This window comes from Streptomyces sp. NPDC006283, from assembly GCF_040613325.1.
GTDB lineage: Bacteria > Actinomycetota > Actinomycetes > Streptomycetales > Streptomycetaceae > Streptomyces.
Map to the genome: position 1 here is coordinate 1 of NZ_JBEXRZ010000168.1, position 15,601 is coordinate 15,601.

14 protein-coding genes are annotated in these 15,601 nt (G+C 72.0%); 8 read left to right on the forward strand and 6 right to left on the reverse strand.

Translation table 11 applies throughout. The annotated features are described in order from the left end of the window. Positions 1 to 176 precede the first annotated feature (176 nt). On the forward strand, positions 177 to 833 hold the full coding sequence (locus tag ABZ070_RS27175) for a response regulator transcription factor (RefSeq protein WP_356637966.1): 657 nt from the start codon (positions 177 to 179) through the stop codon (positions 831 to 833). A gap of 203 nt (positions 834 to 1,036) precedes the next feature. Further along, on the forward strand, positions 1,037 to 2,485 hold the full coding sequence (locus ABZ070_RS27180) for a penicillin-binding transpeptidase domain-containing protein (RefSeq protein WP_356637977.1): 1,449 nt from the start codon (positions 1,037 to 1,039) through the stop codon (positions 2,483 to 2,485). 31 nt (positions 2,486 to 2,516) lie between these two features. Here ABZ070_RS27180 and bla read toward each other — a convergent pair whose 3' ends face one another. Continuing rightward, entirely contained in the window at positions 2,517 to 3,473 is a 957-nt protein-coding gene (gene bla / locus ABZ070_RS27185) for a class A beta-lactamase (RefSeq protein WP_356637967.1), read from the reverse strand. Positions 3,474 to 3,683: 210 nt separating this feature from the next. Between bla and ABZ070_RS27190 the strand changes: the two genes are divergently transcribed. Both ABZ070_RS27190 and ABZ070_RS27195 read left to right on the forward strand, forming a co-directional pair. After that, on the forward strand, positions 3,684 to 4,097 hold the full coding sequence (locus tag ABZ070_RS27190) for a hypothetical protein (RefSeq protein ID WP_356637978.1): 414 nt from the start codon (positions 3,684 to 3,686) through the stop codon (positions 4,095 to 4,097). 140 nt (positions 4,098 to 4,237) lie between these two features. Beyond that, on the forward strand, positions 4,238 to 5,485 hold the full coding sequence (locus tag ABZ070_RS27195) for an MFS transporter (protein WP_356637968.1): 1,248 nt from the start codon (positions 4,238 to 4,240) through the stop codon (positions 5,483 to 5,485). 77 nt (positions 5,486 to 5,562) lie between these two features. On the opposite strand, the gene ABZ070_RS27200 is transcribed toward ABZ070_RS27195, so the two are convergent. Both ABZ070_RS27200 and ABZ070_RS27205 read right to left on the reverse strand, forming a co-directional pair. Next, on the reverse strand, positions 5,563 to 6,705 hold the full coding sequence (locus ABZ070_RS27200; protein WP_356637969.1) for a hypothetical protein: 1,143 nt from the start codon (positions 6,703 to 6,705) through the stop codon (positions 5,563 to 5,565). Then, positions 6,702 to 7,646 (reverse strand): 5-dehydro-4-deoxyglucarate dehydratase, encoded by a 945-nt coding sequence (locus ABZ070_RS27205; protein ID WP_356637970.1) that lies wholly within the window; start codon positions 7,644 to 7,646, stop codon positions 6,702 to 6,704. The genes ABZ070_RS27200 and ABZ070_RS27205 overlap by 4 nt, the downstream gene beginning before the upstream one ends. Before the next feature lie 236 nt (positions 7,647 to 7,882). Here ABZ070_RS27205 and ABZ070_RS27210 point away from each other — a divergent pair, with 236 nt between their 5' ends. Genes ABZ070_RS27210 through ABZ070_RS27220 form a run of 3 tightly spaced genes read left to right on the forward strand, consistent with a single transcriptional unit; the run spans position 7,883 to position 10,227 of the window. Then, on the forward strand, positions 7,883 to 8,707 hold the full coding sequence (locus ABZ070_RS27210) for an NAD(P)-dependent oxidoreductase (RefSeq protein ID WP_356637971.1): 825 nt from the start codon (positions 7,883 to 7,885) through the stop codon (positions 8,705 to 8,707). A gap of 48 nt (positions 8,708 to 8,755) precedes the next feature. Continuing rightward, positions 8,756 to 8,974: a hypothetical protein gene (locus ABZ070_RS27215; protein WP_356637972.1), complete on the forward strand. Its 219-nt coding sequence runs from the start codon at positions 8,756 to 8,758 to the stop codon at positions 8,972 to 8,974. A 44-nt stretch (positions 8,975 to 9,018) separates the two neighbouring features. Next, positions 9,019 to 10,227, forward strand: coding sequence for a TerD family protein (locus ABZ070_RS27220; RefSeq protein WP_356637973.1), 1,209 nt, complete (start codon positions 9,019 to 9,021; stop codon positions 10,225 to 10,227). A 70-nt stretch (positions 10,228 to 10,297) separates the two neighbouring features. On the opposite strand, the gene ABZ070_RS27225 is transcribed toward ABZ070_RS27220, so the two are convergent. Continuing rightward, positions 10,298 to 10,528, reverse strand: a complete 231-nt coding sequence (locus ABZ070_RS27225; RefSeq protein ID WP_037775011.1) for a hypothetical protein — start codon at positions 10,526 to 10,528, stop codon at positions 10,298 to 10,300. 160 nt (positions 10,529 to 10,688) lie between these two features. Further along, a complete protein-coding gene (locus ABZ070_RS27230; protein WP_356637974.1) occupies positions 10,689 to 12,131 on the reverse strand; it encodes an alkaline phosphatase PhoX in 1,443 nt (480 codons plus the stop codon). Between the two features lie 99 nt (positions 12,132 to 12,230). Here ABZ070_RS27230 and ABZ070_RS27235 point away from each other — a divergent pair, with 99 nt between their 5' ends. Beyond that, positions 12,231 to 12,998 (forward strand): SDR family oxidoreductase, encoded by a 768-nt coding sequence (locus ABZ070_RS27235; RefSeq protein ID WP_356637975.1) that lies wholly within the window; start codon positions 12,231 to 12,233, stop codon positions 12,996 to 12,998. Positions 12,999 to 13,700: 702 nt separating this feature from the next. On the opposite strand, the gene ABZ070_RS27240 is transcribed toward ABZ070_RS27235, so the two are convergent. After that, complete coding sequence (locus ABZ070_RS27240) at positions 13,701 to 15,158, reverse strand: hypothetical protein (protein ID WP_356637976.1); 1,458 nt, start codon at positions 15,156 to 15,158, stop codon at positions 13,701 to 13,703. Positions 15,159 to 15,601 lie beyond the last annotated feature (443 nt).

Here is a 15,601-nt window from a genome sequence, read left to right on the forward strand (position 1 = left end):
GTTCTGCACGTAGAGGGATCCGGTCACAGCCGGGTCGAGCTTCAGGCGGAAGTCGCCGTCGACGACGGGGCGTCCGGTGGAGTCGCGGCGGGCCGCGCTGCTCGGCGGCCGCGCCGAGGCCGGCCCCTGCGGCGCGGTGTGGCGGCTGACCGCCCGGCTTCCGCTGAGGGGGACCGATGAGCACGACCCGGGTCGTGCTCGCCGACGACGAGCGGATGGTCCGCACCGCGCTGCGGGTGATCCTCGACGCCGAGCCCGACCTGGCGGTCGTCGGCGAGGCGGCGTCGGGCGCCGAGGCGGTTTCCGTGGTGCGGGAACTGCGGCCCGATGTGGTGCTGATGGATGTGCGGATGCCGGAGATCGACGGCATCCGGGCCACCGAGCAGATCCTCTCCGGCTCCGAGGAGCCGCCTCGCATCGTCGTGGTGACCACGTTCGAGAACGATTCCTACGTGTACGACGCGCTGCGCGCCGGAGCGGCCGGCTTCCTGCTGAAACGGGCCGCGGCGGAGGAACTGGTGCAGGCGGTGCGGCTGGTCGCGCGCAGCGACTCGCTGCTGTTCCCGTCCGCCGTACGGACGCTCGCGGCCGAGTACGGCCGACGGCAGCGGGCGGCTGCGCCGCCATGGGCGGCACGCCTGACCGAGCGCGAGGCGGAGGTCCTGCGGCTGATGGCCACCGGACTGACGAACGCGGAGATCGCCGGGCGGATGGGCGTCGGCCCGGCGACCACAAAAACCCACGTCGCCTCGGTCCTCGCCAAGACCGGCGCACGGGACCGCACCCAGGCGGTGATCGCGGCTTACGAGTCGGGCTTCATCTCGCCCCGCTGAGCCCTGCCCCTCCCCCTGCCGCCCGCGCACCGGCCCGCGGCGCCCGTCCGCCTTCGCGCACCGGTCCGCGGCACCCCCCGTCCGCCTTCGCGCACCGGTCCACGGCAGCCGTCCGCCACAGATGATCCGCCACAGATGAAGAGACCATGAGAAAACGGGCGGACCGGAACGGAACGCCCCTTGCCGCTCGTCCCTCGTACGGGATGAACAAGACGATCAGGCGCGCCGCCGTCTTCAGTCTGCTCCTGGTGCTCGCCCTGCTGGTGCGGGCGACCTGGGTGCAGGGCTACGAGGCGCAGGCGCTCACGGACAGGGAAAACAACCGGCGGAAGGTCATCGCGCAGTACGCGCAGCCGCTGGGCGACATCGTCGTGGCCGGTTCCGCGGTCACGGGCTCGAAGAGGACGGAGGGCGGTGACCTTGCGTACAAGCGCAGCTACACAGACGGCGCGCTGTACTCGGCGGTCACCGGCTACAGCTCACAGGCGTACGGCTCGACCCAGCTCGAGGGCATCTACTCGGGTGTCCTGGACGGCACCGACCTCCGGCTGAAGAGCCCGGTGGACACGCTCACCAACAAGCAGCAGGACCCCGGTGACGTGGTGACCACGATCGACCCGGCCGTCCAGAAAGCCGGCTTCGAGGCGCTCGGGGACGCGAAGGGCGCTGCCGTCGCGATCGACCCGACGACCGGGAAGATCCTCGGCATGGTCAGCACCCCCTCGTACGACCCGTCGACGATCAGCGGCACCTCGGACGGCGACGCCTGGCAGGAGCTGCTCGACCGGGAGGACAAGCCGCTGCTCAACCGGGCACTGAGGCAGCCCCTGCCGCCCGGCTCGACGTTCAAGCTCGTCGTCGCCGCGGCCGCGCTGGAGGACGGCCTGTACGGGTCCGCCGACGAGAAGACCGACAGCCCGGATCCGTACCGGCTGCCCGGCACCCGCACCGACCTCAAGAACGAGAATCCGTCCGCGCCCTGCGAGGACGCCACGATCCGCACGGCGCTGCAGTACTCGTGCAACAACGTCTTCGGCAAGATGGCCGTGGACCTGGGGCAGGACAAGGTGCGGGCGATGGCGGAGAAGTTCGGCTTCAACGACGAGAAGCAGGACGTGCCGGTGCGGGCGTCGGCGAGTGTGTACCCGTCCGGGATGAACGCGTCGTCCACCGCGTTGACCGGCATCGGCCAGTTCGATGTGACCGCCACCCCGCTCCAGATGTCGCTGGTGTCGGCCGCCATTGCGAACGATGGGGTCATGGAGTCGCCGCACATGGTCTCCAAGGTGGTCTCCGCGGACGGCGACACGCTGCAGTCCTACGAGGACGGCGACTCGCGGCGGATCGTGTCGTCCGAGACCGCGGAGGAGCTTCGCAGCGCGATGGTGACCGTCGTCGAGGAGGGCACCGGGTCGAACGCTCGGATCCCCGGGGCCGAGGTGGGCGGCAAGACGGGCACGGCGCAGCACGGCGAGAACAACAGCAAGACGCCGTACGCCTGGTTCACCTCGTACGCCAAGGACCCCGGCAGCGGCAAGGAGGTCGCCGTTGCCGTCCTCATCGAGGACTCGGGGGCGGAGCGTTCCGAGGTCAGCGGCAACGGGCTGGCGGCTCCGGTGGCGCAGAAGATGATGGAGGCGGCGCTGGGCTGAGGCGGCCGGCCGCCTCGGCCCGAGACGCCCGCTACGACAGGGTGGCCGCGACGACGGACGCCGCTTCCGCGATCAGTTTGTCGTCATGGCCGGCGTCCTCGGTGGCGCGGTTCGACATGATCGCCATGACGATGGGGGCGGAGCCGGGCGGCCACACCACGGCGATGTCGTTGCGGGCGCCGTAGCCGCTGCCGGTTCCGGTCTTGTCGCCGACCACCCAGCCCTTGGGCACCCCGGCCCTGATGAGGTCGTCCCCGGTGAGGTTGGTCCGCAGCCACTTCGTGAGCTGTGCGCGTTCGCCCTTGCCGAGGACGTCTCCGAGGACGAACGCCCGCAGGTCCCCGGCCAGCGCCCGCGGTGTGGTCGTGTCCCGCGTCTCGCCCGGGGCCCATCGGCTGAGCTCCGGCTCGCGGCGCTCCATCCGGGTGACGTCGTCGCCGAGCTCTTCGAGCACGGCGTCCAGTCCCCTGGGGCCGCCGAGCTGGTCGAAGAGGAGGTTGGCTGCGGCGTTGTCGCTGTGGCGGACGGCGGCCTCGCACAGCGCACCCAGGCTCATGCCGGTGTCGACGTGCTTCTCGGTCACCGGGGAGTGGTGGATCAGATCTTCCCTGGAGTACGTGATGACCCGGTCCATGCCGCTCAGGGAGTACTTCCGGAGCACGGCGCCGGCGGCCAGCGCCTTGAACGTGGAGGCGTAGGCGAACCGCTCGCCGTCGTTGTAGGCGACCTCGCGGCCGGTGCCGGTGTCGACGGCGTAGACACCAAGGCGCGCGTCGAACGTGCGCTCCAGTTCCTTGAACTCGCGCGCGACGGGCTTCGCATCCGTTCCTGGCACCGTCGTCCCGGAGGACGCCGACGGGGACGACGAGGCCGCGGACGGCGCGGGTGACGAGGCCGCGGAATCGCCCTGGCCGCAGGCCGCGAGCGGGACAAGGGCGAGCGAGGCGAGCGCACCAAGAAGGGCGTGCCGGGCGCGGGTGAAGGGCATGGTCCGAACCTCCAATGCTTTCCTGCACTGTTCCATGCGGATGTGGCCGCAGAGGGCCGGCTGCGGGTCCGGTGGGAGCGTGTCGCGCGTCCCCTGAGGGACGGCCCCTGGGCGGCGGGCCACTGCGCACTGTATGCAGGAGCCCTCAACGGCCCTGTCCCACGGAGGACTTCTGTGCGTGCCCTGCCCCGTTCCCTGTCCGGCTGGACCATGGCGGTCTTCGGCGTCCTGGCCGCCGTGCTGGGCGCCCTGGGGCTGATGGCCCCGGACGCCCTTCTGACGGCGATGGGCTTCGAGCCCATGGCCGACGCGCGCCGCGCGGACGGAGACCACACCCTGGTTTTCCTGACCGCTTCCTCGATGGCAGCGGTCAATATGGGCGTCTACTACGTGCTGGCCGCATTGGCGGACTGGAGGCCCTTCTTCCGCTGGACCGTCCCGTTCCGCCTGCTGACCTGTGCCGTGTTCACCCTGGCGGTGGTCACCGGCCGTGCCCCGTCCGGCTTCCTCGGCGTGGGCCTGTGGGAGGGCCTGGGCGCCCTGGTCACGGGTGCGGCCCTGCGCCACGAGCGACGCGGGCAAGCGGCGGAGGAGCCGCGCCCACCCGCACCGGAAGTGGGCTGACGGGCGTCGGGCTCGCCCTCGCTTCCGAACGGCCCGCACTGCCGTCGGGATAGGTCACCTGCCCGATCTCTCCAAGGGGCCTTAGATGCCAGGTTGCTCACGAGGACCGGAGCGGCAGTGCGGAAAGGCGGGCGCGAGGGATGCGTGGGGCGGCGGGTGCAGTACTGAAGGACCGGAACGCGGGGCTGTATCTGTCCGGAGTCGTCGTCTCCGGCTTCGGGAGCTCCGCGATGTGGCTGGTGGCCGGAGTCTGGGTCAAGTCCCTGACCGGCTCGGACAGTCTGGCGGCGCTGACGACTTTCGTGATGTGGGCGCCTGTACTGGCCGGACCGTTGCTCGGCACGGTCGCCGACCGGGTCCGCCGCAGGCCGCTGCTGATCCGGACGAATCTCGCCATGTCCCTCCTGCTGCTGCCACTGCTCGCGGTGGACTCCGCGGCCCGGGTGTGGATCCTGTTCGCGGTGCTGACCCTGTACGGGGTGAGCTCGGTCGTCCACGACGCCGCGGAGGCCGGGCTCGTGGCGGCGGCCGTCGACCCACGCCTCCTCGGCGACTTCAACGGACTGCGCATGACGGCGAACGAGGGCATGAAGCTGCTCGCCCCGCTTGCCGGCGCCGCGCTGTTCACCCGGTTCGGCGGGGCGTCCGTGGCATTGCTGGACGCTGTGTCCTTCGCGCTCGCCGCGGGGATCTTCGCACTGTTGCGGGTCCGCGAGACGAAGCCGACGCCCCGGCAGGGCACTTGGCGCACCGACACCCTGGAGGGGGCGCACTTCCTGTGGCGTTCGGCGTCTCTGCGGCCGCTCGTGCTCGGCGGGGCGGCGGCGATGGGGCTGGCCGGCCTGAACGGCGCGCTGATCTACGCCGTCACGGACAAGGTGCTGGGACACTCGCCCGCGTTCGTCGGTCTGCTGTACGCGGTGCAGGGCCTCGGCTCGGTACTCGTCGGGCTACTGGCGGGACCCCTGCTGCGCCGGATGCCGGAGCGGCCGTTCGCGGCGTCCGGCGTCGCGGTGTTCGCGGCGGGGGTGGGGCTGCGGGGGCTGCCGTACGACGCGGTGGCACTGGTGTGCAGCGCGGCGATCGGGCTGGGCCTGCCGTGCGTGCTGATCGCGGCGATGACGGCGGTGCAACGGGACACACCGGACACGCTCGTGGGCCGCACCGCCGCCACCGCGAACACCCTGCTGTTCGCGCCGAACGCGGTGGCACTGGCACTGGGGGCGGGCCTGGTGGCGGTGGTCGACGTCCGGGTGCTGCTGGCCGTGGCCGGCGGAGCGGGTGTGATCGTGGGGGCGTTCCTGGCATGGCGGCCCCTCTCCGGCGAACCGCCCCTCCCCGAGGGCCGGCCCGGGACCGCCCGGCACGACAAGCCGCGCAAGAGCTGACGCCCTGCTGAGCCGAGCGGATCGGCGCAGCCCCGCCGGGCAGTTCTCGGCTCTGCGTCCCGGGCCGCGCCCGGAAACTACGTCAGGGCCGAGCGGACGGCCGTCAGGTCCGCCGCGGAGGCCAGGCCCGCATGGTACAGACGCAGTTCCGTCGCGCCCAGGGAAGCCGCTCGTTGCAGGTCGGAGGCCAGGGTCTTCGGGGTGCCGCCCATACCGCTCACCACCGTCAGGTTCGCCGCGAGCACCGTGTCCGCCGTCGCGTGCTCCGCGAACGGCGCGAGGAGACGGGGGTCGCCCGTGCACGGTACGACCACGCCATCGGCGACCGACAGGATGTGTGCCGGGTCCACGCCGGCGTTGGCGCCACAGTGGTGTGCGGCGGGGTCGGCGTGCAGCAGCACCTGGAAGTCCGCCGGCGCCGCGGCCCGTACAGCTCCGACGGCCGCTTCCTGAAGCGTACGGGCCGTGCGCGTACGGAAGTCCAGTACCTCCCGCGCCCATGCCGGGTCGAGCGGCTGCGGCTCCGCCGATGCGCCGCGCCACACCGGTTCGAGGGCGTCGCGCACCGCCACCACGAGCCGGTCCGGATCGAGGCCCCGGCGCCCGTAACCGTCACGACAGGACGGACAGAAGCAGAGCGACATCAGGTACTGCGCCGCGTCGCCGAGTCCCACCCCGGCGGTCTTGTCGTGGGCGTGCAGATGGGCCAGGCCGTACCAGCCGCAGGACTCGAGCTCGGTGCCGCGCGCGCCGGGCCGTACGGCCGCCTCGGCCGCGAGCGACACCAGGTACTCGCAGACATCGGGCTGCGCGATGCAGGGCGCCCAGGGGTACCGGTCGCCGTAGGCGTTGACGACCGAGGTGCCGGGATGCTCGCTCCCCATACGGGAGTTGTGCGCGAGGACCACCCAGGTGTGGACCTCGAGCCCCGCGTCGCCGAGAGCGCCCGCCGCCTCGCCGTACGCGTCCCCGCTCGCCCACGGTCCCGCCAGGTACGGCCGCAGCTCGCGCCCGGCCCAGCGTCCGGCGTCCGGCGGGTAGAGCACGGCGGCGTGGTCGGCCGTGACGATCCGGTGTGCCTGGTGACGCGGTGTCAGTGCGCGGGTGGAGTGGTAGGCCGCGGCGAGCGTGACCTGCCGGACCCCGAGGTCTGCGACGCGGGCGGGGGCTTCCGGGTCGCCGACGACGTCCCACGGATACAGGAAAGCGGAGGCCTTCACGCGCCGCCCTCCAGCAGCGCCCTGCCCTGCTCGATCAGCGCCGCGAGCTCCTCGGTGTGCCGGTCCGCAGGCTCCGTCAGCGGCGGCCGCACCTCGCCGACGTCCAGCCCCTCGAGCCGTACGCCGGCCTTGACGAGCGACACGGCGTAGCCGCGGCCTTCGTTGCGCAGTTCGACCAGCGGTACGAAGAAGCCGTCGAGGAGGCGGCCCACCGTCTTGTCGTCGCCGGTGGTGAGCGCCCGGTGGAACGCGAGGGCGATGTCCGGGGCGAACGCGAAGACGGCGGAGGAGTAGAGGATGATCCCGATGCCGCGGTAGGCGAGAGCGGTGAGCTCGGCGGTGGGCAGCCCGTTGAAGTAGAGGAAGTCGCGCTCCGGCACCTCCCGGCGCACCGCGCTGACGATCCGCTGCATGAGGTCGAGGTCTCCGAGGCCGTCCTTCAACCCGATGATCTTCTCGACGCGGGCGAGTTCGACAACCGTCTCCGGCGTGAAGACCGCGTTGTCCCGCTGGTAGACGATGACGTCGAGGGACGTGGCCGCGGCCAGGTGGGTGTAGTGGCGGACGAGCCCGGTCTGGTCGGCGACGACCAGGTAGGGCGGCAGGGCGAGCAGACCGTCCGCGCCGGCCTCCTCGGCGATCCTGGCGTACTGCGCGGCGAGCGCGGTGCCATAGCCGGTGCCCGCGAGGACGGGCACCCGGCCGGACGTCACCTCGACGGCCGCGGCGACACAGTCGCGGAACTCCTCGGGGGTCAGGGCGTGGAACTCCCCCGTCCCGCAGCAGGCGAAGACCGCGGCGGCGCCCGCGTCGACACCCCGTGTCACATGCGCACGGAATGCTTCGAGGTCGAGGTCGCCGTCCGGTCCGTACGCGGTGACGGGAAAGAACAGCGGTCCCTGGACCCGGGTGAGCCGGGCGGCGAGCGGATCTGAGGTCACGGGCGCTCCCTGGGCGGTGCTCCGGGCTCAAGCCCGTGCACAATTCTGATCGACGTCCATATTTCTGAACGACGCCACGCTAGGGCAGCCGTCGCGCGCCGGTCAAGGCGGAAACCCGCATTCCAGGCACGGAATCACCCTCCTCGCGGGACACTTGACGCCACCCCGGCAGCTCCCTAGCGTCTCCACGCATGTGAATTCCATCCATGGACTTGTCCGACCAAGGAGATCCGCCCATGCCCGACGCCCGCACCGTCCTGCTCACCGGCGCAGCCGGCGGGCTCGGCACCCTGATGCGCGGCCTGCTCCCCGCGTACGGCTACGACCTCCGCCTCTTCGACGTCACCCCCATCGAGGGCGAGCCGGACGCGATCACCGCCGACCTCGCCGACAGGGACGCCCTGCGCGAAGCCGTGCGCGGCGTCGACGGGATCATCCACCTCGCGGGCATCTCCCTGGAGGCCTCGTTCGACAAGATCCTCCGCGCCAACATCGAGGGGACCTACAACCTCTACGAGGCCGCACGGGAAGAAGGGGTGAGGCGCGTCGTCTTCGCATCCAGCAATCACGCGGTCGGGTTCGTGCCGCGCCCCGCCGGCGAGGCACCGATCGCCCCCGAGGCGCTGATCCCCGTCGAGACCCGCCACCGCCCCGACACCTTCTACGGCCTGTCCAAGTGCTTCGGCGAGGACCTGGCCCAGCTGTACTGGGACCTGCACGGCCTGGAGACCGTCTCCGTGCGCATCGGCTCCTGCTTCATGGAACCCACCTCGGTACGGATGCTCTCGGTCTGGATGAGCCCCGGCGACGGCGCACGGCTGTTCCACGCCGCGCTCACCGCCGAGAACGTCGGGCATGCGGTCGTGCACGGCTCGTCGGCCAACACCCGCCTGTGGTGGGACCTGACCTCGGCCCGTGAACTCGGCTACGACCCGCAGGACGACTCCGAGCAGTACGCGGAGAAGCTCATCGCCGAGCAGGGCGAGCTCGACCCGGAGAACCCGGCCCACGCCCGCCTGGGAGGCCCCTTCACCACCGACCCGCCCCGATGGCCGCACTGACCGGAAAACCGTGTGCCCCCCTGACCGGAACCCGCCAGGATGACGGCCATGGCGAGACCTTTCGGATTCAGTTACGCACAGCAGGGCGACGGCACGGTCGTCATCACCCACCGCGGCCGCTCGGCAGGCACCCTGCGCGGCCCACGCGCGAGCAAGTTCCTCACGGAGGTCGAGTCGGGGGACGCGCAACTGGTGATGGCGCGGTGGACGGGTGCATACAAGTTCGGAAATGAGCGCATGGCCCGAAATCACCCTCGCAACAGGTGACCAAGGTAAGGGAACGGCAAAGCGGACTCACTCGTTACCCAGGCATGACAGCTATGACCCCCGGCTCGAACATCCCCCTGACCGCCACGCGCGTGGCGGTGGACGTCGCCGCCCCGGTGCGGCTCGACGTATCGGGCCTGCTGCTCACCGCCGACGGCAAGGTGCGCTCCGACGACGACTTCATCTTCTACAACCAGCCCCAGGGCCCGGGAGTCACCTACCGCTCCGGCGGCGGTACGGCGCCGGACGCGATCGTGGTGGACACGGCGGCCGTACCGCCCGGCATCGAGAAGATCGTCGTCACGGCGAGCCCGGACGCGGCCGGCCAGACCTTCCAGGGCATCGAGCCGACCGCCACCATCCGCAACGGCGACGACGGCAGCCCCATCGCCACCTTCACCCCGCCGCAGCTCGGCTCGGAGACCGCACTGGTCGTCGTCGAGATCTACCTGCGCAACGGAGCCTGGAAGGCCCGCGCGGTGGGCCAGGGCTATGCGAACGGCCTGGCGGGCATCGCCACGGACTTCGGCGTCTCGGTCGACGACGAGCCCGCGGCCGCCCCGGCCGCCACCCCCGCGGCCCCGCCCGTCGCGGCCGCCCCGCCCGCCGATCCCAGGGTCGCTGCCACCCCGCCGTCGCCCGCCGCTCCGCCCGCGGCGCCCGCGCCGGGCACCGGCAAGATCAACCTGGACAAGGGCCGGGTCAGTCTGCAGAAGAACCAGACAGTGTCCCTGGTCAAGGGCGGCCGTCCGCTGCTCTCCCAGGTCAAGATGGGCCTCGGCTGGGAGCCCGCCTTCCGCGGCAAGGACATCGACCTCGACGCCTCCGTCATCGCCTACGGCCCCAACCGCAACCACCTGGACAGCTGCTACTTCGGCAAGCTGTCCATCCTGAACGGCTCCATCAAGCACTCCGGCGACAATCTGACCGGCGAGGGCGCGGGCGACGACGAGGTCATCGTCGTGGACCTTGGCAGGCTGCCCACGGATGCGACGGGCCTCGTCTTCACGGTCAATTCCTTCTCCGGGCAGAAGTTCACCGAGGTCGCCAAGGCCTACTGCCGGCTGCTGGACGCCTCGACGGGTGAGGAGCTGGTCCGCTTCGACCTGACCGGCGCGGAGCCGCAGACCGGCGTGATGATGGCCAAGCTGATCAAGCAGTTCTCCGGTGAGTGGGAGATGACCGCCATGGGCGACTTCGTGAAGTCGCGCACCGTCCGCGGGATGGTCAAGCCGGCCGCACAGGCGCTCTGAAACAGTCCGCCGGGGGCACCCGTCACAGCGACGGACGCCCCCGGCGGAGGGGATGCTCAAAAAACGGTGCTCAGAGTTTGGCCAGTTTGGAGAACGGGCTGAGGATGCGGCCCTGCCTGCCGGAGAAGTCGACGAGCACAGCGGCGTTGTCTCCCTCCACGGCAAGGACTCTTCCGAGGCCGAACTGATCGTGGGACACCCTGTCGCCCGCTTCGAAACACTCGATCGGCGGCTCTTCCAGGGACGGACGGTTGAAGGGGCTGGACGGCAGGTGGCGCCGGGAACCGGCTGACTTTGTCATTGCCTGAAGTATGCGCCCCCGGCCCCCCGCCACGCCACGCCCGGACGTTCCCACTTCCAGGGCCGGTCGGCCGCGGGGCCCCGCCCGAGCAGCGCCACCATGGCGAATGCGGCATCGCCGGCCCCCCGAACGTGTGCCGGACAGGCCGTGTCCCGCCCGCTCAGCGCGGGTTCGGCTGCCGCTTCCACGGGCCGGTGATCGCGAACAGGATGCCCGGCGACTGGATGCTGGCGTACAGCGTCCGCCCGTCCGGTGAGAAGACGACACCGGCGAATTCGCTGAAGTCCGGGTCCTCCTCGGTGCCGAGGTTCAGCTCGTTGCGGGCGATGGGGTACGTACGGCCGCTGTCCGTGGCGCCGATCAGGTGCTGCACGCCCTCGCCGTCCTCGGCGAGGATCAGGCCGCCGTACGGGGACACCGTGATGTTGTCGGGGCCGTCGTACGCGCCGTCCTTCGACGGATCGGGGTTCATGCCGAAGCGCACCTTCAGAGTCAGCGTCCGGCGGCGCGGGTCGTAGAACCAGACCTGGGCGTCGTGCTGCTCCGGGCTCTCCTCACGGGCGTACGAGGACACGACATAGGCGCCGCCGTCACCCCACCACATGCCCTCCAGCTTGCGGCCCCGGGTGACCTCCTTGTCCTTGAACTGCTTGCGCACGGAGATGTTCCGCGCGTCACGGTCGGGCACCTCGGCCCAGTCCACGCCGTACACCGTGCCGATCTTCACGGCGCGGGCGAGGTCGTCGACGAACCGGCCGCCGGAGTCGTAGCACCGGGCCGCCTGCAGCACGCCGGCGTCGTCGGCGAGGGTGCGCAGCCGGCCGCGGCCGTGCCGGAAGCCGTGCGGCGGCACCCAGCGGTAGAGCAGGCCGTTGGGGGTGTCTGCGTCCTCCGTGAGGTACAGGTGCCCGCGCTTCGGGTCGACGACGACGGCCTCGTGGGCGAACCGGCCGAGCGCCTTGACCGGCTTCGGGTCCCGGTTGGCGCGGCGGTCGCAGGGGTCGACCTCGAAGACGTAGCCGTGGTCCTTGGTCATGCCGTTCTGGCCGGCCCGGTCCTCGGTCTCCTCACAGGTGAGCCAGGTGCCCCAGGGGGTGGAGCCGCCGGCGCAGTTCTGCGCGGTGCCCGCGACGCCGACCCACTGGGCGACCTCGCCGCTGCGCCGGCTCTCGACGACGGTGCAGCCACCGGGCGCGGCGGGGTCGTACACGAGGCCCTCGGCGAGCGGCACGGGGTGGGCGATCCTGGAGCGGTCGCCCTTGAGCTCATGGTTGACGACGAGCAGGGTCACCCCGCGCGGCCCCTCGAACGTCGCGGTGCCGTCGTGCTTACCGGGAGTGAAGTCACCGGACTCCAGCTGGGTGACGCCGGTACGGGTGAGGACGCGGTACCGGAACCCGGCGGGCAGCGCGAGCAGGCCGTCCGGGTCCGGCACCAGCGGGCCGTAGCCCGGCTCACGGCCGCCGTGGACCTCCGCTCGGGGTCCCTCCTCCGCCGCGAGGGCACCGGGAGCGGAGGCGAGCGAACCCACGGCGCCGGTGAGGGCCACGCCCGCGCCGGTCAGAGCGGACTGCCTGGTGAATTCCCTGCGGGTGAGCGACATCGATGTCTCCTGAGGGCCGGCTGATGTGTGCCACACCCTCACGCCCGCGTATAAACGGCACTTGAACGCCGCACGACATCGAGAGAGGCCTCCGCTGACATGACAATGCCCTCCACCGGACGCCGCGTGCTCGTCAGCGGTGCGTCCCGGGGCCTCGGCCGTGCCGTCGCCCGGGCCTTCGCCGCGAACGGCGACCGGGTCGCCGTCCACTACGGAACCCGCGAGGACGAGGCCCGGCACACCCTCGACTCCATGACGGGGACAGGCCACGTCCTGGTGGGCGGCGACCTCTCCGACCCGTCCGTCGCGGCCACGGTCGCGGAGCGCGCCACGGACGCCCTGGGCGGCATCGACGTGCTCGTCAACAACGCGGCGGTCAATGTGCGGCACCCGCTCGCGGAGACGCCGTACGAGGAGTGGGTGGAGATCTGGCAACGACATGTCTCCGTGAACCTCCTCGCCACGGCGAATCTCAGCCATTGCGCCGCGCGGCGCATGATCTCCGACGGTCGCGGCGGACGCATCGTCAACATCGGCTCCCGCGGGGCCTTCCGCGGCGAGCCGGACCACCCGGCCTACGGCGCGACGAAGGCGGCCGTGCATGCGCTCGGCCAGTCCCTGGCCGTGTCCCTCGCGCCCTACGGCATCGCCGTCGCCTCCGTCGCTCCCGGCTTCTTCCACACGGAACGGGTCGCGGACCGCCTGGCCGGCCCGGAGGCCGAATCCATCCGCGCCCAGAGCCCGTTCGGCCGGGTGGGCACCGCGGAGGAGATCGCATCGGCGGTGCTGTGGCTGGCGTCGCCGAGGGCGGAGTGGTCGTCGGGCACGGTCCTGGACGCGAACGGAGCGTCGTACCTCCGCACATGACGCGTCTGCCGGGCACGGCCGGTTGTCCCGGGGGCGCGGCCGGGCACGGCCCGGTCCGGGTGCGTACCGGGCGGGGCCGGTCTTGTCCGGGTGCGTTACCGGGCGGGGCCGGTCTTGTCCGGGTGCGTGGCCCGGTCCCGGCGGCCTGGCGTCCGGGTGCCGCTCCGGGGGCGTGTCCCCCTCCCCGGGCCGGCCATTTCGCTGCCCCCGGTGGGCAACCGCACCGCCCGTGGCTCGAGCGACCGTTGGGCTCCTCGAAACGGGAGTGGTGCCGGCCGTGGGGGCGACCACTCGCCCTACGGTCCCGGGGCCGACGGGAGGGGGTGGGGTCGCAGGAGGGGGTGAGCGGACGTAAGGCGTCGTGAGTCTTGGGGGCGCAAGTCCGGGAAAGCACTCCGCGATCCCCCTCCGGAGAACCCGCCCCCGCACCACCCCCGGACAACGGCACCCCCGGGAGACGCCGCACCCACAAACATCACCCCCCAGAGAGGGGCACACCGGGACGCCGCACCCCCGGACAAGACCCAAGGACACGGGGCGCACCCGGACGCCGCACCCCCAAACAAGACCCAGGGACACGGGGCGCACCCGGACTTCGCACCCCCGGACAGGCCCCAGGGATACACGGTGGGCGGCACCCACGAAGGGCAACGCCCAGAAGGGCCCCGGGGGCCCAGGCCCCCGGGCGGAAAACCGCGAGCGTCAGCGAGCAGAGCGGGACTTGAAGGCCGCCTTCCGCGCCTCCTTCGCCGTCTGCTTGTCCCTGTGCAGCCGCCCCATCGCCTCCAGCACGTCCGCCGTCGCCGGGTGGTCCACCCGCCATGCCGCGTCGAAGAAGCCGCTGTGCCCGGCGACCAGGCCCTCCACGAGGTCCTGGAGTTCGGCCGCCTCGCCCCCCGCCGCCAGTTGCGCGGCAATCGTGTCGACGGCCAGCCAGAAGATCATCGACTCCGGCGGCGCCGGCACGTCCGCAACGCCCCGCTCCGCGAGCCAGACCCGGGCCAGGCCGCCCAGTTGGGCGTCGTCGAGAACCTCGCGTACGGAGGGCTCGGCGGCCGGGCCGACGAGGGTGAGTGCCTGCTGGCAGTGGAGCCGGCGCAGCGGCGCGCCGCCGTCGTCGCCGCGGGCGGCGGCGAGCAGTTCGCGGGCGGCGTCGGCGGGTTCGCGCCGGGCGAGCCACTGCTCGGTCTCGGCGCGCGCGGACACCTCGGGGAAGTGGGCGAGTCCGCCGAGGAGGGTGTCGGCGCCCTTGTCCGCGAGGTCGCCGACCGCGGGCGCGTCGATTCCGGCTTCGAGCAGTCGGGCCCTGACGCCGTAGAGGCCGAGCGGCGTGAGCCGGACCATGCCGTAGCGTGCGACGTCCTCGTCGTCCCCGAGAGCGGCAGGCCCCGCACCGCCTCCCGCGTCGTCCTCTTCTGCCATCAACTCCTCGTCGACGGGCCGGTATTCGACGAGCCCGACCGGCTCGAGGAGCCGGAACTGGTCGTCGAGGCGCATCATCGCCTCCGAGACCTGTTCCAGGACGTCGTCGGTCGGTTCCCCCATGTCGTCGGGGACGATCATCGACGCGGCGAGCACGGGCAGCGGCACCGGCTCGTCGCCGGCGCCGTTCCCCGTGACGGTCAGCAGGTAGAGGTTGCCGAGAACGCCTTCCAGGAACGCGGCCTCCGCCTCGGGATCCCAGTCGAGCGTCTCGAGGTCGATCTCCCCGTCTTCGCCGATGGCGTCGGCGATGTCGTCGAGTACGGGCGCGGTGGCGTCGGCGAAGACGACGTCGAGGGCGTCCAGCCACAGCCCGAGTACGTCCTGCGGGGAACCGCCGGTGACCAGCGCGAGGTTGTCCCCGGCGACGACGCTGCCGGAGTCGGCGTCGTCGGCCGGTTCCTCGACCTCGACGAGTCCGGTGTCGACGGCGACGCGCCACGCCTCGCCGGCGTACGCGGGGCCGTCCTCGCCCGCCGCGCCCAGGCCCAGTTCCTCCACCGCGGCCGGAAGCTGCTCGTCGACGAGTTCGCCGCCGACGCCGACCTGCGTCTGCGGACCCGCCCAGCGGGCGAGCCGTACGGCCCGGGACAGCAGCGGGGTGGCGAGCGCGTCCCGCGCCAGCTCCGCGTCCGAGTGCAGCCGTACCGGCGGCAGGGTGGGGCGGTCTTCGGGCATCTTGGTGGGTCTCCTCCGCGGCGTGCCGGAAACGGGCGGCCTTGTGGGCGACTGGACGGGCCCAAGCGTAGACGTATTTCATGCCGTTTCGCCGCGCTCGCCGCAGCACGGCAGGACGGGCAACGGGTTCACCGGGCCTTCCGTCGCCGTACATCCGCCGACCCTTGACAAGTGGCCTGTCCAGCCAAGAGATTGACGCGCGTAGAACCTACCGGCCCGTAGGAGACGGCCGGTGGACCCTCATCCCTCACATCCGGAGAACCTTGATGCCTTCCTCCGTCGTACCGAGAACTTCCGCCGTCGCGGCCGCCGTCGCCGCCGCGCTGGCCGCCGGCCTGCTCGCCGGATCCGCGCCAGGAGGTTGCCGATGGCCGTTGCCACACTCACGACGAAGCCCCAGACCCCGCTCCGGAAGAAGCCGCTCCCGGCCTGACAACCGCGCG